General features: G+C 68.8%; 14 protein-coding genes. 7 read left to right on the top strand and 7 right to left on the bottom strand.

Going from position 1 to position 17,905, the window contains the following annotated elements:
• Positions 1-188: 188 nt before the first annotated feature.
• The 3 genes from CF8_RS22130 to nrdR all read right to left on the bottom strand — a co-directional run bounded on the left by CF8_RS22130 (position 189) and on the right by nrdR (position 4,625).
• Positions 189-1,058: a hypothetical protein gene (locus CF8_RS22130; RefSeq protein WP_156887274.1), complete on the bottom strand. Its 870-nt coding sequence runs from the start codon at positions 1,056-1,058 to the stop codon at positions 189-191.
• A 120-nt stretch (positions 1,059-1,178) separates the two neighbouring features.
• A complete protein-coding gene (locus tag CF8_RS18815; protein ID WP_010834683.1) occupies positions 1,179-4,055 on the bottom strand; it encodes a vitamin B12-dependent ribonucleotide reductase in 2,877 nt (958 codons plus the stop codon).
• Between the two features lie 96 nt (positions 4,056-4,151).
• On the bottom strand, positions 4,152-4,625 hold the full coding sequence (gene nrdR, locus CF8_RS18810; RefSeq protein ID WP_010834682.1) for a transcriptional regulator NrdR: 474 nt from the start codon (positions 4,623-4,625) through the stop codon (positions 4,152-4,154).
• A gap of 380 nt (positions 4,626-5,005) precedes the next feature.
• Here nrdR and CF8_RS18805 point away from each other — a divergent pair, with 380 nt between their 5' ends.
• The gene (locus CF8_RS18805; RefSeq protein WP_157953086.1) at positions 5,006-5,362 is read left to right on the top strand and encodes a hypothetical protein; all 357 of its coding nucleotides are present in this window, start codon (positions 5,006-5,008) and stop codon (positions 5,360-5,362) included.
• Here CF8_RS18805 and CF8_RS18800 read toward each other — a convergent pair.
• On the bottom strand, positions 5,359-6,360 hold the full coding sequence (locus tag CF8_RS18800; RefSeq protein WP_010834680.1) for a CAP domain-containing protein: 1,002 nt from the start codon (positions 6,358-6,360) through the stop codon (positions 5,359-5,361). The two genes, CF8_RS18805 and CF8_RS18800, sit on opposite strands and share 4 nt — an antisense overlap.
• A gap of 193 nt (positions 6,361-6,553) precedes the next feature.
• Between CF8_RS18800 and CF8_RS18795 the strand changes: the two genes are divergently transcribed.
• The gene (locus tag CF8_RS18795) at positions 6,554-7,105 is read left to right on the top strand and encodes a DUF6318 family protein (protein WP_036491472.1); all 552 of its coding nucleotides are present in this window, start codon (positions 6,554-6,556) and stop codon (positions 7,103-7,105) included.
• On the top strand, positions 7,102-8,001 hold the full coding sequence (locus tag CF8_RS22125) for a hypothetical protein (RefSeq protein ID WP_156887273.1): 900 nt from the start codon (positions 7,102-7,104) through the stop codon (positions 7,999-8,001). The genes CF8_RS18795 and CF8_RS22125 overlap by 4 nt, the downstream gene beginning before the upstream one ends.
• A 195-nt stretch (positions 8,002-8,196) precedes the next feature.
• On the opposite strand, the gene CF8_RS18785 is transcribed toward CF8_RS22125, so the two are convergent.
• Positions 8,197-8,556, bottom strand: coding sequence for a LysM peptidoglycan-binding domain-containing protein (locus tag CF8_RS18785; protein ID WP_051204269.1), 360 nt, complete (start codon positions 8,554-8,556; stop codon positions 8,197-8,199).
• A 263-nt stretch (positions 8,557-8,819) separates the two neighbouring features.
• Here CF8_RS18785 and lexA point away from each other — a divergent pair, with 263 nt between their 5' ends.
• The 4 genes from lexA (at position 8,820) to CF8_RS18765 (ending at position 13,415) form a co-directional block, all read left to right on the top strand.
• On the top strand, positions 8,820-9,548 hold the full coding sequence (gene lexA / locus CF8_RS18780; RefSeq protein ID WP_010834676.1) for a transcriptional repressor LexA: 729 nt from the start codon (positions 8,820-8,822) through the stop codon (positions 9,546-9,548).
• Positions 9,549-9,667: 119 nt separating this feature from the next.
• Positions 9,668-10,453, top strand: a complete 786-nt coding sequence (locus CF8_RS18775; RefSeq protein WP_051204268.1) for a phosphatase PAP2 family protein — start codon at positions 9,668-9,670, stop codon at positions 10,451-10,453.
• Positions 10,450-12,147 (top strand): alkaline phosphatase D family protein, encoded by a 1,698-nt coding sequence (locus CF8_RS18770; protein WP_010834674.1) that lies wholly within the window; start codon positions 10,450-10,452, stop codon positions 12,145-12,147. Before CF8_RS18775 ends, CF8_RS18770 begins: the two co-directional genes overlap by 4 nt.
• Positions 12,144-13,415 (top strand): alkaline phosphatase family protein, encoded by a 1,272-nt coding sequence (locus CF8_RS18765; protein WP_010834673.1) that lies wholly within the window; start codon positions 12,144-12,146, stop codon positions 13,413-13,415. The genes CF8_RS18770 and CF8_RS18765 overlap by 4 nt, the downstream gene beginning before the upstream one ends.
• Before the next feature lie 7 nt (positions 13,416-13,422).
• Here the strand turns inward: CF8_RS18765 and CF8_RS18760 are convergent, their stop codons facing one another.
• Together CF8_RS18760 and secD are read right to left on the bottom strand one after the other, a co-directional pair.
• On the bottom strand, positions 13,423-15,294 hold the full coding sequence (locus CF8_RS18760; RefSeq protein WP_084623169.1) for an ATP-dependent DNA helicase: 1,872 nt from the start codon (positions 15,292-15,294) through the stop codon (positions 13,423-13,425).
• 237 nt (positions 15,295-15,531) lie between these two features.
• Positions 15,532-17,808, bottom strand: coding sequence for a protein translocase subunit SecD (gene secD / locus CF8_RS18755; RefSeq protein WP_036491466.1), 2,277 nt, complete (start codon positions 17,806-17,808; stop codon positions 15,532-15,534).
• Positions 17,809-17,905 lie beyond the last annotated feature (97 nt).

Raw genomic sequence — 17,905 nt, 5'->3', positions numbered from 1 at the left:
CCCCGGGCAGTTTCTACTGGCCCTTGACACTGTTCCTTGGGCCGGCGACCTACGTGTCGCACAGCGGAGATCGGCCAATCGCGATTACGTGGAAGCTCGAGACCCCGATGCCAACGGACTTCTTCAACCACGCCTCCGCGGTGGCGCAGTAGGGCACTCCGCCTCGAGTGCAGCTCTGCCGCAGCTCGTCAGCGATTCGGATCGCTCGGCACGGCTTCGCTCAGCCGACGCTCGCAGGTTCGGATGCGATGACAGTTCGCGCAGACCACCTCGCACTTCTCCATCTCCACCAGCACTTCGGGCCATGGCCGGATCTTGCCAATCAGGATTGCGATCGTGGCCACCTTCGGTCCGCGCACGTGATCCCAGTCGAGCCCTCGTGCCCAGCTCCGCCAACCACAGTCGGCGCAACCTCGACGAAGCTTGATGGCGTCGTTTTCGTCTTGCATATCGATCCGTCGCTGCCACGACGGTGGATTCCGATCAGCGCGCCGAGTCTTTGAGAAGCGCTGCTGATGCGTCACGCGTCGATGGCAGCGCGCACACCGCGGGTCGCACTTCGCGAGCTCTTCGCGGATGCGAGCGGCGGAGGCGCAGAGTGTCACCAGTCGACTCACGTGCCCGACCTTGACCTCGCCCTCGCGGTGGTCGGGGTCGATCGCCCGAATATCGGCGTAGCCGCAGTCGACACATCCTTGACTCTTCCAGTCGTCCACGATGCCTTGGAGACGAGCACGTGCTCTTCTGAGGTCCTCCTGCCCTTTCGTCTTCCGCCGCTCGACGGAGGCCAAAAGGCTTCGCCCTCGATATTCAGGGTCTGCCCAGCGACGCTTGTTGCGTTGGCGCGTGCGCTCGCGCTCCTCGGGGAGTTGGCGCTTCTCCGCCCACGCGGCACGGCAGATCGCCGATAGGCCGCTGTACCTGCGCGTCTCTTTGTTGAACGCCGACGCCGGATGCTCGGCCTCGCACCATGGACACCAGATCGGTGTGTCTGGCTCGATCTCGGCCGCGGCCGGTCGCATACGTCGCCGTTTCCTAGGTAGCGGTGGGTCGGTCATTTTCGAACTGCACTTTCCCGACCCCGCGTTTGTCTTGCGATCTTTTCTAGCAGTGCCCACCGACAGCGAAACGGCCCCGACACCGTGAGGGGTGTCGAGACCGTTTCGCTATTCAATCAATCAGCTGCAGCCGCTGGTGCTTCCGCACCCTTCGCAGACGTAGCACGAGCCAGCGGGGCGCATCTTCGTCCCGCAGGTCATGCAGAGCGGGCTGTCCACGGCCGTGCCGGTGAGCTTCTCGAAGAGCTCGGCGGAGGTGTGGACACCGGAGGGCGCCTCGATGGTCGCCTTGGTTTCGACACGGCCTCGTTCCTCGCCCTGCTCAACCAGCGGTTCGGCGTCCTCGACCACGACGTCCTCGACCGAGACGAGCTCGGAGGCCGAGCCGGTCTCCTCGACGATCGGCTCGTAGGAGCCGGTCTCGAGCTGGCGCTGACGCTCCTCGGCGGAGTAGATGCCGAGGCCGGCGCGGTCCTCGAAGGACATGTAGTCCAGGGCCAGGCGACGCCAGACGTAGTCCATCAGCGACTGCGCCATACGGACGTCCGGGTCGTCGGTCAGGCCGGCAGGCTCGAAGCGCAGGTTGGTGAACTTCGAGACGTAGGTCTCCAGCGGGACGCCGTACTGCAGGCCGATCGAGACGGCGATGGAGAAGGCGTCCATGACACCGGCCAGGGTCGAGCCCTGCTTGCCGAGCTTGAGGAAGACCTCGCCCAGCTCGCCGTCGTCGTGCGCACCGGAGGTCATGTAGCCCTCGGCGCCGCCGACCGTGAAGCTCGTCGTGCGCGAGACGCGCGACTTCGGGAGGCGCTTGCGGGTGGGGGCGTAGACGACCTTCTCGATGACCTTGGTCGCCTCGGCGACGTCGTCGCCCTCGACGTGCTGGCCCTGGTCGCGCTTGGCCTGGTCCGACTTGCCGTCGGAGAGCGGCTGGCCGACCTTGCAGGAATCGCGGTAGATCGCGGTCGCCTTGAGACCGAGCTTCCAGGACTGCATGTAGACGTCCTCGACCTCTTCGACCGTGGCGGTCTCCGGGAGGTTGACGGTCTTGGAGATCGCGCCGGAGAGGAACGGCTGGCAGGCCGCCATCATCCGCACGTGGCCCATCGGCTTGAGCGAGCGGGCGCCCATCGCGGTGTCGAAGACCTCGTAGTGCTCCTGCTTGAGGCCGGGTGCATCGATGACGTGACCGTTCTCGCCGATGAAGGCGACGATGGCCTCGACCTGCTCGGGCTGGTAGCCCACCTTCTCGAGGGCACGCGGGATCGTCTGGTTGACGATCTGCATCGAGCCGCCCCCGACGAGCTTCTTGAACTTCACCAGCGAGAAGTCGGGCTCGATGCCGGTGGTGTCGCAGTCCATCATGAAGCCGATGGTGCCGGTCGGCGCGAGCACCGAGGCCTGCGCGTTGCGGAAGCCGTTCTTCTCACCCGTGGCGATGACGTCGGCCCAGGCGGCCGTCGCGAGCTTGAGCACGCGGCTGTCCTCGGTGTGCAGGACGCGCACCACGTCGTTGGCGGCCTGGTGCTTGCGCATGACCCGCTTGTGGGCCTCCGCGTTGCGCTGGTAGCCGGCGTAGGGGCCGACGATCCCGGCGAGCTCGGCGCTGCGCTTGTACGACGTGCCCGTCATCAGCGAGGTGATGGCAGCCGCCATCGAGCGACCGCCGTCCGAGTCGTAGCCCAGACCCATGGCCATCAGCAGCGCGCCGAGGTTGGCGTAGCCGATGCCGAGCTGGCGGTAGTCGCGGGTCGTCTGGGCGATCGGCTCGGTCGGGAAGTCGGCGAAGCAGATCGAGATGTCCATCGCGGTGATGATGAACTCGACGGCCTTCGCGAAGAGGGCGGCGTCGAACGTGTCGTCCTCCTTCAGGAACTTCAGGAGGTTGAGCGAGGCGAGGTTGCACGACGAGTTGTCGAGCGACATGTATTCCGAGCACGGGTTGGACGCGGTGATGCGGCCCGTCTCCGGGTTGGTGTGCCAGTCGTTGATCGTGTCGTCGTACTGCAGACCCGGGTCGGCGCAGGCCCAGGCGGCCTCGCTGATCTTGGTGAAGAGCTCACGGGCGTCGACGCGCTCGATGACCTCGCCGGTGCCGCGGGCACGCAGACCGAAGTCGGTGCCGTCCTCGACCGCACGCATGAACTCGTCGGTCACGCGGACCGAGTTGTTGGCGTTCTGGTATTGCACGGACGTGATGTCCTTGCCGCCGAGGTCCATGTCGAAGCCGGCGTCGCGCAGGGCGCGGATCTTGTCCTCTTCGTTCTTCTTCGTCTCGACGAACTCCTCGATGTCGGGGTGGTCGACGTCGAGGACGACCATCTTGGCCGCGCGACGCGTGGCGCCGCCCGACTTGATGGTGCCGGCGGACGCGTCGGCGCCGCGCATGAAGGAGACGGGGCCGCTCGCCGTACCGCCGCTCGAGAGCAGCTCCTTGGACGAACGGATGCGGGAGAGGTTGAGGCCGGCACCGGAGCCGCCCTTGAAGATGAAGCCCTCTTCCTTGTACCAGTTGAGGATCGAGTCCATCGAGTCGTCGACGGAGAGGATGAAGCACGCGGAGACCTGCTGCGGGGAGGGCGTGCCGACGTTGAACCAGACCGGGGAGTTGAAGGAGAAGTACTGGTTGACCAGCAGCCACGTCAGCTCGTGCTCGAAGATCTCGGCGTCGCCGGTGGACTTGAAGTAGCCGTTGTCGATGCCGGCCTTCGTGTAGGTCTTCACGACCCGGTCGATGAGCTGCTTGAGGCTCCACTCACGCACGTCGGTGCCGACCGCGCCACGGAAGTACTTCGTGGTGACGATGGTCGAGGCGTTGACGCTCCAGAAGTCGGGGAACTCCACGCCGCGCTGCTCGAAGACGGCCTCGCCGGTCTTCCAGTTGGTCTGGACGACGTCGCGACGCTCCCAGTTGATCGCGTCGTAGGGGTGCGTGCCCTCCGTGCTGAAGACGCGCTCCAGCGTGAGGCCGGCCCCGGTGACATGCGTCTCGGTCATGGGTTCTCCTTCGAATCCGTCTGGATCGGTCGTTGGTGCTTCATCTGTTGGTATGCCCGGCACGCGGCTTCCCCACCACGTGCCGGGCAGTCTGGGTCAGCCAGTCGTGACTGGCTGGGTGAGGCGGCGCTCGGTGCGCAGCATCTCGATCTCGTTCTCGAAGTCCTCCGCCGAGGCGAAGGCGCGGTAGACGCTGGCGAAGCGGAGGTAGGCGACCTCGTCGAGCTCGCGCAGCGGGCTCAGGATCGCCAGGCCGACCTCGTTGGCGTTGATCTCGGCCTGGCCGGAGAGGCGCAGTGCGTCCTCCACGGCCTGGCCCAGGCAGGCCAGCTGGTCCTCGGTGACCGGGCGGCCCTTGCAGGCCTTGCGGACACCGGCGATGGCCTTGTCACGGTTGAACGGTTCGCTCGCACCACTGCGCTTGAGCACCATCAGCTGCATCTGCTCGACGGTCGTGAAGCGCTTCTCGCAGGCCGCGCACACCCGGCGGCGCCGGATCGACGAGCCGTCGTCGGCGACGCGGGAGTCCAGCACGCGGGTGTCGGTCTTGCGGCAGTAGGGACAGTGCATCGCGAGACCTCCTTCCGAGACTGTGTGGTCGACTGCAGGCGCGCCGAAAACACCCTCTCTAGGGTGTCAACGCATGTGGAGCAGTGGATGTTTCCTGTGGAGAACGGAGCCGAAGCTGTGCAATCAGGACCGGCTCTTGTGAACTAGATGTGGAAAACCACACCGGTGTAACTACTAGATGTAGTGGTAACCGTACGTCGCGTCCCCAGGGGTTGGCAAGCGGCGATCCCGGCGATCTTCTGGCTCCGCGGCGTGGGCGCGCAAAACCGCAGGTCAGTGGCTCCTGGGGCTCCTGAGACGGGTCCAGACCACGGCGTGTCGAGTCGGCGCCGTACCCCAAAGCGACCACGCGGTTGGGTGTGATCAGCCACAATGACCCCGTGGCTACGGGTAAGCGGGCAGGATCGCGTCGAAGTACGAAGCCGTCGACGTCGTTCAACCGGCCGGCGCTCATGTTCGCCCTCGCCATCACCGGCTGCCTGGTCGCGTGGGGCTATCTCGTCTATCTCGCCATCGATTTCGGTACGTCGGGGCGCGCGGGTGACTCCAGCGCGTGGGCGTTCCTCGCGCTGGCGTCGCTGGGTGCCGTGGCCTGCCTGTTCGCGGGCCTGCTCTTCGTGTCGCGCCTCCTGCGCGCGCTCGGGATCACGAAGGATCCCGCCGAGGCAGAGGCCACAGCACCTGCGCCCACGCCCGTCGCCTCGCGCCCGACCGGTGGGCGTCGCGCCGCGCGTTAGCGGCTGCGGAAGAACTTCACCGCATACACCTGGCGGTGGCCGGAGATGCCGTCGATGGTGATGTCCTCGACCATCACGCGCGCCTTCCCGACGGGGTCGGCGGGCCAGTCGTCGGGCATCTCCCACACGAGCGTCGGCTTGCCCGGGGAGGTCTCGGGCTCGTGCACGGTGATGCCCTTGACCCACTTCTGGTCGAACTTCACCCGCACCGTCGCATCCGAGAAGTCGGCGCCGTCGTCGCCACTGGACAGCGACCACCTGCCGCGCGGGTCGAGCCGGCTCGGGAACCACCCGGCGGCCGGCCAGCTGACCCACTCCGGGTTGGGCGCGGCGTCGTTGAACGGCTGGCCGAACAGGTAGGACACGTTCGCCGTCGCCGTACCCCCGATGCCGATCGCCGTCAGGTAGGGGTAGAGGAACCAGCGTCGGTGGCCGACCTCGCGGTTGATGTTGCCCCAGTCGTCGAGGTAGGACTCGATCTTGGCGGCGTTGGACTCACCGCGCACGCCTTGGTAGAGGTTGGACAGGCCCGCCGCGTCGTAGCCCAGCTGCGACCAGCACGGCCACGACCTCGGCGGGTAGTGGTTGACGGCGTTCTTCGCGGTCATCATGATCGCCGCCGCCTGTGCCTCCTCGACCGTGTCGGAGTCGAGCGCGAGCGGCGTGAGCCCGGCGAGCAGGCGCGCGAAGTTGATCGCGCCGAGCTGCTTGTTGGTCGAGCTGCCCGAGAGCCGGCCCGACTGGCAGGTGCGGACGTTGCCGCCGACCCACTCCGGGCGCTGGGCGTCGGCACTTCGCCACAGCTGCCTGTACGCCGTCTGCACCTCGGCCTTGTCCCTGGTGTCGATCGCCATCGCGGCCCGCGGGGTGATCGGGCTGCTGACCTCCGACTGGGAACGGGGCTGCGGCTCGTGCGGGACCCGCGCGTCCGCACCCGGCGTCAGGCCCGCTGCGACGAGCAACGGGACCACTGCCGCGGCGATGTGACGTAGACGCATCCTGTGTCCTTCCCGAGATGGACCGGCGAGAGCGACGCTATCGGCGTTGCCCTGAGAACGAGCGCCGGAGCGTCGCGTCACGCACCGTGAGGTTCTCCACAGCGTCTGGAGCCGGGCTCGTGCCGGCACGGAATCTCAATTAGCGTGTCGGTCGTCCGGCTCGGGCCGGGCCCACTCGGGGAAGAAGGCTCACATGCCCAATGTGTTCGTACGCCGCATCGCGCTCGCCACCGTCGCGCTCCCGCTGCTCCTCGGCAGCTGTGCCGACGACCCGCCCGTGCCGCAGATGCCGGAGACGAGCTCGCCCACGAGTGAGCCGACCGAGACTGAGTCGACGTCGGCCCCCGAGCCATGGGACGAGCAGACCGAGGATGGTGCCGTCGCGTTCGCGGAGCACTGGATCGACCTGCTGAATGACGCTCGCTTGAGTTCGGCGACAGAGCCCGTAGCGGCTGCGAGCACTCCTGAGTGTGACAGCTGTTCAAATATCATCGACATCATTGACCAATGGCAAAGCGACGGAATCGTCTACACCAGCAAGCCTTGGACAATTGACCAGGTCGCGGTCAGCAGGAGCGAACGCGACTCAGCGGAAATCGGGCTCCGCATCTTCCGACCACGAGAAGTCCTCACCGAGCCGGACGGCACCGCCGTCAGGAATGCGGGCTCCCACGCCACCTACGTCGCGACAGTCGAATGGCGGCGAGGTGCCTGGCTCATGCACGAACTGGTGATCCCCGAATGATCCGCGCAGGTTTCCTCACCACGGTCCTCGTGACGTTCCTGGCCCTTGGGGGAGGCGCCCATGCAGGTGATGACGCTGAAGTCACGGCCGGCGCCAATGCCTTGAACGTGGCGATGACTCAGAACACGAATCAGACGGTGAAGCCGGCGATATCGAACGCCCCGACGCCCGGAAGTCCACAGAGTTCTACGCCACTCGGACCGAAGCCCGAGATCAAGTACGTGCCAATGTGCGTTCGCGGCGATCCCACCATGCAGGGCAGCGGATTCGGTTGCCCATCTGGCGAACAACTTGCTTGTGGCGACGGCGGGCTCATGTTCACCGTCTACGTCACGATGCCCGGACGGCCCACAGAGAGCTCCACTGAATGCATTGAGCCCGGCGACCCCGTTGACCCCGGTGCGCAGACGCCAACGGTCGACATCCCCGGCGAGGCACTGAGTGCCTTCAAAAAGGTCGAACTGCCTGCCTCCACGATCGAGATCCAGCCGCCAGGCGGCGAGACGCTGGTCAACTTCAAGACGATCTTGTCGACCCAGGCTGAGCGGCATCAGATCCCCGTCACCCTCGAGAAGGTCAAGATCGATCTCGTCCTCGAAGTCTGGCCGAGCCACTTCAAGTGGCACCACGGCGACGGGACCGAGCAGGAGTCGGCGGTCGCGGGAATGAAGTGGACCGACGGCGCCGACGTCGACAGCGCCGGCTTCATCACGCACGTCTACACCACGACGCTGGACGCGGCCCGGGTGAGCGTCGACACGACATGGTCGGCACAGTTCAAGGTCGTCGGCGACAAGGACTGGCGCCCGGTCGACGGAACCGTCACCAAGGTCGGCGCTCCAGCAACTCTCGGGGTGCTCGAGGCGAAGCCGCAGCTCGTCACGAGTCCGAACTGACGGGGTCACTCATCACCAGCGCGGCTGGACCGTGTGGCTCTGGTGTCACAGGCAGACACCAAAGCCACACAGTCGGCGGCAAGCAACGAGACCACCAGCAAATGCCGCGAGGGGCGGGCCACGCAAGTGGCCCGCCCCTCGTCTTCCCCGGCCCGCCAGCCGGGGTCGAGTCGGCTGGCGGAGGCTGTGAGTCGGTCAGTCGGTGCTGACCGGGACGCGGAGCTTCTGGCCCGCGGAGAGCGCGACGGAGTCGAGGGCGTTGAGCCGCTCGATCTCGCGCATGGTGGAGCGGATGTCGCCCTCGACGTCGAGCTCGGCGGCGATCCCCCAGAGGGTGTCGCCGGTGCCGACCATGACGATCTCGGTCGGCTCGGCCTGGCCGGGCGTCTCGGAGCCCACGGCGACGGAGCCGAGGAAGAAGGCCGCGAGGAGCAGCAGCGCCAGCGCCGCGAGGAACACGACCACGCGGCCGCGGCGCGTCAGGCGCACGCTGGACTGCGGGGCGCGAGAGACGCGCGGGGCGGAGAAGGTGGGGGAAATGCTGAGGGTGCTCATGTTGGCCTCCTGGGGAAGATCAGCCGGTCGTGGTGTCGAGGGAATGTCTAGACGGAGCCACCGACAACGGCAGCGGGTCGAAGAGACGTTCGATCGAACGTGTGTACGACGGTAGAGCATGTGTTCGAACGATGCAAGCGCTCGAGCGAACAATTGTTCGACACGTCAGGAGTCCCCCGAGGCCGACACGCCTTCGAACAAATGTTTGAACAACTGCTCGGCGATGACTACGGTGAAACCAACCGACTGCAGGAGGAGCCGCCATGGCGAAGAAGGAAGCACCGGACGCAAAGGTCCTGGCCATGCCCGACGGGCCGCCGGACGCCACGGGACTCACGCCGCGCCAGCAGCGCGTGCTCGCCACGATCAAGGACGCCATCGAGACCCGCGGCTATCCCCCGAGCATGCGCGAGATCGGCGCCGCGGTCGGGCTCACCAGCTCCTCCAGCGTCGCCCATCAGCTCAAGACCCTCGAGGAGAAGGGCTTCTTGCGACGCGACCCCAACAGGCCGCGCGCGCTGGAGGTGTTCCTGCCCGAGGTGATGGCCGCACGCCGCTCGATGTCGAGCGCCGACGAGTCGACGTACGACGAGACCGACATCGGCGACGCCGCGCCCCCGGCGACCTATGTGCCGATGGTCGGACGGATCGCCGCCGGCGGGCCGATCCTGGCCGACGAGCGCATCGAGGAGGTCTTCCCGCTGCCCAAGTCGCTGGTCGGCGACGGCACCTTGTTCATGCTCGAGGTGTCGGGCGACTCGATGATCGACGCAGCGATCTGCAGCGGTGACTACGTCGTGATCCGCCAGGAGCAGACGGCCGAGAACGGCGACATCGTCGCGGCGCTGATCGACGGCGAGGCGACGGTCAAGACGTTCCAGCGCAAGGACGGACACGTCTGGCTGCTGCCGCACAACGTCAACTACGACCCGATCGACGGCACCAACGCGACCATCCTGGGCAAGGTGACCGCGGTCCTGCGCCGCGTGTGAGGCGAGGTCACCCCTGACCGACACCTGCAGGCGACCCCGGGGTTCCGCGACCGGATCCCCGGGGTCGACCGGGGACAAGCCCGATGCCGGTCAGCCGTCGCCCGGGCTTGTCTGGAACCGTGACGATCCTCGCCCCACGCCCGACCATTTCCGACTCCGCTGCACAGCTCCAGCGGAGTCGTCGCGGCTTGCGCGAGCTCGGCTTCATCGCGCTGCTCTACATCGCGTACGCCGCCTCGCGGGTGTTCGCCGACGACGCCCTCGCGCCGGCGCGTGAGCGAGCGATGCGGATCGTCGACATCGAGGTGACGTTGCTGCTGGACCTGGAACGGACAGCCGTCGGCTGGTTCGTCGACCACGACGTGGCGGGCCTGCTGGCGGCCTACTACTACGCGACGGCCCACTACGTCGGCACCGCCGTCGTGCTCGGCTGGCTCTACCGGCGACGCGCCGCGCTCTATCCGCGTGCCCGGCAGGTCCTGGTCGCGAGCACCCTCGTCGCACTCGTCGGCTACCTGCTGATGCCGACCGCTCCCCCACGCCTCGTCGGCTACGCCGACCTGATGGCGCTACACGCAGACAGCGGCTGGTGGGGCGAGGCCGCGTCGGCACCGCAGGGCATGGGCTGGCTGACCAACCAGCTGGCCGCCTTCCCGAGCATGCACGCCGGCTGGGCGCTGTGGGTGGCGCTCGCGATCAGCGCCGCGACGACCCACCGCGGGTTGCGCTCCGTCGGCTGGGCGCACGCCGTGCTGACTGCCGTCGTGGTCGTCGGCACCGGCAACCACTGGCTCCTCGACGTGGTCGCCGGCTGGGCCATCGTGCTCCTGGCCTGGCAAACAACGAATGAACGTCCGGTCGCCCCGCGTGATCTCGAGGCCTCTGCGTCGTTGCTACATGCGTGACCCAGACCTCGCGCCCCGTTCCGCGCCGTACGATCCTCGCTTCCGCCGGAGCCCTGACCGCCGCAACCGCCGCGAGTGCCGCGGCCAGCGCCGGCGTCGCAGCCAAGCCCGGCCAGGAGCATCGCGTCTTCCAGCACGGCGTCGCCTCCGGTGATCCCCGACCGGGTCGGGTCGTCCTCTGGACCAGGGTGACTCCCTCGCCGGACGCGACTCCCGGGTCGGGCCGCGGCTCGGCCGTGGACGTCGAGTGGGAGGTCGCGCTCGACGAGCGCTTCCGCAAGGTCGTCCGTCGCGGCACCGCGCGCACCAGCGCGGCGCGAGACCACACTGTCAAGATCGACGCGACGCGGTTGGCGCCCGACACCTGGCACTTCTACCGCTTCCGCGTCGGCCGCCACGTCAGCCCCGTCGGCCGCACCTGGACGGCGCCGCGCGCCACCGCCAGCCCCGACAACCTCCGGCTCGGCGTCGTGTCGTGCGCCAACCTGCAGGCGGGCCACTTCTCGGCCTACCGCCACCTCGCGAAGCGCGACGACCTGCACGCGATCCTGCACCTCGGCGACTACCTCTACGAGTACGGCCCGGGCCAGTACGGCTACGGACAGTCCGACGTCGACGTGCGATCGCACGTGCCGGCGCACGAGATGGTCTCGCTGGCCGACTACCGCCAGCGGCACGCGCAGTACAAGCAGGACCCCGACCTCCAGGCGCTGCACGCGCGCTACCCCTTCATCGTCACCTGGGACGACCACGAGGTCACCAACGACCAGTGGGCAGAGGGAGCGCAGAACCACCAGGCCGCCGAGGGCGACTACGCCGCGCGCCGGGCGCGGGCCCATCGGGCGTACGACGAGTGGTTGCCCGTCCTCATGGAGGGCACCGCGCAGGTGGGTGACGGCACGCGGCTCTTCCGCGAGCTGACCTTCGGCAAGCTCGCGCAGCTGAGCATGCTCGACCTGCGCACCCACCGCGACGAGCAGGTCCCCACCACAACACCCAGTCCCGTGCCGACCCTCGAGGCCAGGGTCAGCGACCCCGAGCGCACCATCACCGGCCGCGCGCAGCTCGACTGGCTGCTCGGTGCGCTGCGGCGCGCACGCCCGCAGTGGAAGCTGGTCGGCAACCCGGTGATGATCGCGCCGGTCACCTTCGCGCAGCTGCCGACCGATCTCGTCGACCCCGTCAACGACGTCACCGGGATCTTGCCGCGCGACGGGGCGCCGTACAACGTGGACCAGTGGGACGGCTACACCGACGACCGTCGCGAGCTCTTCACCCACATCCGGGACCGGCGGCTGCGTGACGTGGTGTTCCTGACCGGGGACATCCACTCAGCGTGGGCGTGCGACCTGCCGCAGGACATCGCGACCTATCCGCTGAGCGAGTCCGCGGGCGTCGAGTTCGTCTGCTCGTCGGTCACCTCGAACAACCTGAAGGACATCACCGGCACCCCCGCGCGCACGAGCAGCCTCGTGGTCGAGGGGATCATCCAGGCCAACAACCGGCACGTGAAGTACCTCAACTTCGACGACCACGGCTTCTCGGTCCTCGACGTCACCGCGGCCCGCGCGCAGATGGACTGGTTCGTGATCGGCGACCGTCGTGACCCTGCGGCCCCGGCGAGCTGGAGCGCGTCGTGGGCCACCGCCTCCGGCGCCAACCACGTCGTCCCCGTCGCGAAGCCCGTCGCATGAGCGCCACCCTGGACCGCCGCAGCTTCATCACCCTCGCGGGCGCCGGCGGCCTGGCCGTCACGCTGTCGTCGGCGCCCGGCGCGGCGGCGCGCCCCGCCGCCGACAGGCTCCAGCGGGCCTACGTCCTCGTGCTCGACGGCTGCCGGCCCGACGAGATCACGCCGCTGCTGATGCCGCGCACGAGCGCGCTGCGCTCCTCCGGCCTCAACCACCCCTACGCCTCGTCGGTGCCGATCATGGAGACGATCCCCAACCACGTGATGATGATGACCGGGGTCCGTCCCGATCGCAGCGGCGTGCCGGCCAACTCGGTCTACGACCGCTCGCTCGGCGTCGTCCGCGACCTGGACAAGCCCTCGGACCTCAAGGCGCGTACCGTCATCGAGCGCCTCGGCCGGGACGGCTTCACGACCGGGACGGTGCTCTCGAAGGAGTACCTCTACGGCATCTTCGGCACCCGCGCGACGCACCGCTGGGAGCCCGCGCCCATCGTGCCCGTGTCCGGCCACGCGCCCGACGCGTTCACGATGGCGGCCACCCTCGCGATGCTCGAGCAGCACGACCCCAACCTGATGTTCGTCAACCTCGGCGACATCGACCGGATGGGCCACAGCGACGTCACCGGCCCGGTCGACCTCCGGCTGCTCCGGCAGGCGGCGCTGGCCTCGACCGACCTCCAGGTGGGCCGATTCGTCGACGCGCTGAAGGCAGCCGGACGCTGGTCGCAGTCGTTGGTGATCGTGCTGGCCGACCACTCGATGGACTGGTCGCGCCCCGACGCGGTCATCAGCCTCCAGCCGGCGGTGGACGCCGACCCGCTGCTCGCCGGCAAGGTGGTGATCGCCGACAACGGCGGCGCCGACCTCCTCTACTGGACGGGTGCAGCCGCCCAGCACGACGCGGCCGTGGCCCGGATGATCGCGATCGCCCAGGCGACGCCCGGCGTGCTCAGCGCGCACGACCCTCGCCGTACGACCTGGCTGCGCACCGGCCCGGTCGGCGGTGACGTCGTCGTGTTCTGCCGGGCGGGCTGGCGCTTCAGCGATCCCGCACTGCACTCCAACCCGATCCCCGGCAACCACGGCCATCCGGCGACGAAGCCGATCCCGTTCTTCCTCGCGGGCGGGCACCCGCGCGTCCCCCGCGGCGCGAGCGCGTCGGCGGAGGCGAGGACGATCGACGTCGCGCCCACGCTGACGGACTTCTTCGGGCTGGGTGCGCCGAAGGGCGGCTACGACGGTCAGTCGCGGTTGCCGCGCCGGCGCTGAAGCGGGCTCAGCCCTCGGCCAGGCGAGCGAGCGCCTTGCGCACGAGGGCTGGGTCGGTCGTGGTCCACATCGGCGGCAGGGAGGCCTTGAGGAACGAGCCGTAGCGCGCGGTCGCCAGCCTCGGATCGAGTACGGCGACAACCCCCCGGTCCGTCGTCGTGCGGATCAGTCGCCCGGCCCCCTGGGCCAGCAGCAGCGCGGCGTGGGTGGCGGCGACCTGCATGAAGCCGTTGCCACCTGCGCGGTCGGCGGCCTTCTGTCGCGCTGACATCAGCGGGTCGTCGGGGCGCGGGAAGGGGATCCTGTCGATCAGGACGAGCTGGCAGGTCTCACCCGGAACGTCGAGCCCCTGCCACAGCGACAGCGTGCCGAACAGGCAGGTGTGGGGGTCCTCGACGAACTGCTTGGCCAGCTCGGGCAGCTGGGCGTCGCCCTGGGCGAGGGTGGTCAGGTGGGGCAGGCGCTCGCGCACGACCTCGGCCGCAGCCTCCGCCGCGCGGCGCGACGAGAACAGCCCGAGGGTGCGCCCGCCGGCAGCATCGACCAGCTCGCAGATCTCGTCGAGCTGGGCCTTCACGAGGCCGTCGCGTCCGGGAGGCGGCAGGTGGCGGGCGACGTACAGGATCGCCTGCTGGCCGTAGTCGAAGGGCGAGCCGACGTCGATGCCGCGCCACGGCAGCACGTCGCCGGAGCGTGAGGGCGCCTCCCGCTCGGTCGCCTTGAGCCCGAGCGTGGACGCGACGGCGTTGAAGTCGCCGCCCAGCATCAGCGTCGCGCTGGTGAACACGACCGTCTTGTCGGTGAGCAGCTTGTCGCGCATCGGCCCCCACACCTGCAGGGGCGCGACGTGCAGCCGGGCGGGGATGCGGTCGCGGGCCTCGTTGAGCCACAGCACGTCGCTGTCGAGGTTGGCGGCCATCCGCTCGGCGTTGGCGAAGACGTCCTGCACCATGCCCTTGGCCTGGGTGCGCCCGGCGTCACCGCCGTCGCCGCCGGGGGTCTCCTTGGGGAAGGCCGAGAGACACGTGCGGGCGGCGTCGCGCACCAGCGCCAGGGCCTCGCCGAGCTGGTCGCCGAGCTGCTCGATGCGCCCCGGCGACGTCGCCTCGATCGCCTCGGCGAGCGAGTCGGCCGCCTCACCGAGGCGGTCGGCGGAGTCGTCCGCCACCCAGCGCTGGGAGCGCCGCGACGCCCGCTCGATGTCGTTGACGGCCAGCTCGTCGGTCGCTGCCTGGGTCACCCGGGCGGTCAGCTCGTGGGCCTCGTCGATGACCACCGCGTCGTAGTCGGGGATCATCGGGACCCCCTCGATCGCGTCGATCGCGAGCAGCGAGTGGTTGGTGATGATCAGGTGGGAGCGCTGCGCCTTCTCCCGCGCGCGCTCCGCGAAGCACTCCGCGGCGAACGGGCACTTCGTCGCGCCCAGGCACTCGCGGTGGTTGACGCTGACCTGGCGCCACTCGCGGTCGGTGTGGCGCGGGGCGTTGTCGCGCTCGCCGGTGCCGGAGTCCTCGGACTCCTTCTCGGCCCACGCGCGCAGCTCCAGCACCTTCTCGGCCATCGAGCCGGTCGGCACGTCGACCAGGGCGCCCTGCTCGTCGGGCACGCCCTCGCGGATGCGGTGCAGGCAGGCGTAGTTGCCACGGCCCTTGAGCACGGCGTACGTCGCATCGACCCGGTCGCCGATGGCCTCGACCAGCCTCGGGATGTCCCGCTCGACCAGCTGGTGCTGCAGGGCGAGGGTCGCGGTGGCGACGACCACGCGGTCGTGGTGGAGCAGCGCCGGGACGAGGTAGGCCAGCGACTTGCCGGTGCCGGTGCCGGCCTGGACGAGGAGGTGCTTCCCGTCGCCGAGGGCCTGGGAGACCTGCTGGGCCATCTCGATCTGGCCGGCCCGCTCCTGGCCCCCGAGAGCCGTCACCGCAGCGGCGAGCACCCCGGCGACATCGGGGGCGCTGCGCGCGGGTCGGGCTTGGGTGTCAGGCACTCGAGAACCCTACGGGCGAGCACCGACAGTGCGCCGTACGCCCTCCACGAACGAGCCGCGACACCTCGGTTTCGACACGGCGCTGGCGCGCCTGCTCAACCAGCGGTCGCGATAGGCCCGGTGCGGGCGTCAGATGACTGCGCCCGAGTCGTCGGGCGTCCGCGCGACCTTCTCGCGCTTGACCCGGCTCATCGGCCACTTCTCCTGGAAGTAGGTCAGCAACGGGGTCGCGGTGAAGACCGAGGAGTAGGTGCCGACGATCAGACCGATCAGCAGGGCGATCGCGAAGTCGCGCAGCGAGTCGCCACCGAGGACGGCCAGTGCGGCCAGGATGAACAGCGTGCCGAGGCCGGTGTTGATCGTGCGCGGCATCGTCTCGATGGCGGCCTTGTTGGCCATCTCCGAGAAGCTGTCCTCCGGCCGGGAGCCGAACCAGCGCTCGCGGATGCGGTCGAAGACGACCACGGTGTCGTTGACGGACAGACCGATGATGGTCAGCGCCGCGGCCAGGAAGATGCCGTCGATCGGCTTGCCCAACCAGGCGAAGATGCCGACGACCAGCACCACGTCGTGCGCCATCGCGACGACAGCCGAGACGCCGAACGTCCACTTGAACCGGAACGCGAGATAGAGCAGCTGCGCGAAGAGTGCGATCCCGAAGGCGATCAGGGCCTTGTCCCGCAGCTCCTGGCCGAGCGAGGCACCGATCGTCTGGTCGTCGATCTTGTCGACCTCGCCGCCGATCGAGGCGAGGGCGTCCTCGATCTGCTGCTCCTCGTCGTTGCTGATCGCGCCGGTGCGGACCGTGAAGTCGGCGGGGTCGTCGGCTCCCTGCACGACGGCCTCACCGAAACCGGCGTCGGCGATCGCCTCACGGGCGTCGTCGACGCTGACCTCTTGGGAGACCGAGTAGTCGAGCTGACGGCCGCCACTGAACTCAACCCCGAGGTTGAGGCCCTGGGTGGCGATGCCGGTCACGGCCAGCACGAGCGCGGCACCGGAGATGCCGAGCCACATGCGGCGCTTGCCCATGATGTCGAAGTCGGACCTGTCGAGCCATGCGCGGACCCGGCCGATGTTGCCGAGACCGCTCACCGCGGGACGGCTCTCGACCGCCTTGGTGGAGACGCTCATCTCGGAGAGCACGCGGGCGATGATCAGCGCGGAGATCATGGACGCGATGACACCGATGGACAGCGTCACACCGAAGCCCTTGATCGGGCCGGAGCCGAGGATGAACAGCAGCGCGGCCGCGAGCAGGGTGGTGACGTTGGAGTCGATGATGGCCGACCAGGCCTTGTTGAAGCCGACCGCCAGCGCGCGCCGGAGCCCGGCCGACGGATAGGCGGCGTACTCCTCGCGGGCGCGCTCGAAGACCAGCACGTTGGCGTCGATCGCCATGCCGATGGCGAGCACGAAACCCGCGAGACCGGGCAGCGTCAGGGTCGAGCCGAGCGCGAGCAGCATGGCGTAGGCCAGCAGCGCGTACGACGTGAGCGCGATCGTCGCCATTGCGCCGACGAGGCGGTAGATGAAGATGATGAAGACGCCGGTCAGCAAAAGGCCGATGATGCCGGCCTCGATCGAGGCGTCGATCGCCTCGGCGCCGAGCGTGGGGCCCACGAGGCGGTCGGAGATGAGCTCGAGCTCGAGGGGCAGCGCTCCCCCCTCGATGAGCGCGGCGAGGTCACTGGCTTCGGTCTGGGAGAAGTCGCCCGAGATCTCGGTGCTGTTGGTGATGTTGCCGCCACAGGGCACGTTCACGCTGGGGCTGGAGATGGACGTGCCGTCGAGCACCATCGCGATCCGGTTGGCGTCGCCGGTGGCACAGGCGGCCGTGGCCGACAGCTTGCCGAAGGCGTCGGACCCCTGGTTGCTGAAATCGACGTTGACGACATAGCCGACGCCGTTCGTCGGCGTGGCCGCGTTGGCGTCGGTGATGTCCTCACCCTCGAGCGCCGTCGGGCCGACCTCGATGAAGCCACCGTCCGCGTCGGGTACGACCAGGTTGCCCTTCTTGCTGGGCTTCGCGTCGGCGCTGGCGACCGTCGCGACGACCGGGTGGACCGTGAGCCGCGCCGTCTGCCCGATGCGCTCTTCGGCCTCCTGCGCCTCCTCGTCGTTGGTGACGCCGGGCAGCTCGACCAGGATCCGGTCGTCGCCCTGGCGCACGAGCGTGGACTCGGCGACGCCGAGCGCGTCGACGCGCCCACGAAGCACCTCGACGGTCTTGTCGACGTTCTCCGCGGTCGCCTCGGTGGATTCGGTGCCGGTCGCCTGGAAGACGAACTGCGCGCCACCGCGCAGATCCAGGCCCAGGTTGGGCTTCTGGTTCAGCGAGAGGGCGAGGCAGCCGCCGAGAAGACCGAGGACGAGGAGAAAACGTACGAGGGCGCCACGTGACATGCGCGACATCCTCCCTCAGGGCCCGCAACCCGCTGCAATCGGGGGACTTCCAGACGCGTACGGCGACGCTCTCGACAACCAGCCGTCGCTGATGTTG

It is taken from the genome of Nocardioides sp. CF8 (assembly GCF_000389985.1).
Classification (GTDB): Bacteria; Actinomycetota; Actinomycetes; order Propionibacteriales; family Nocardioidaceae; genus Nocardioides; species Nocardioides allogilvus.
This window is presented reverse-complemented; position numbering and strand designations above follow the sequence as displayed.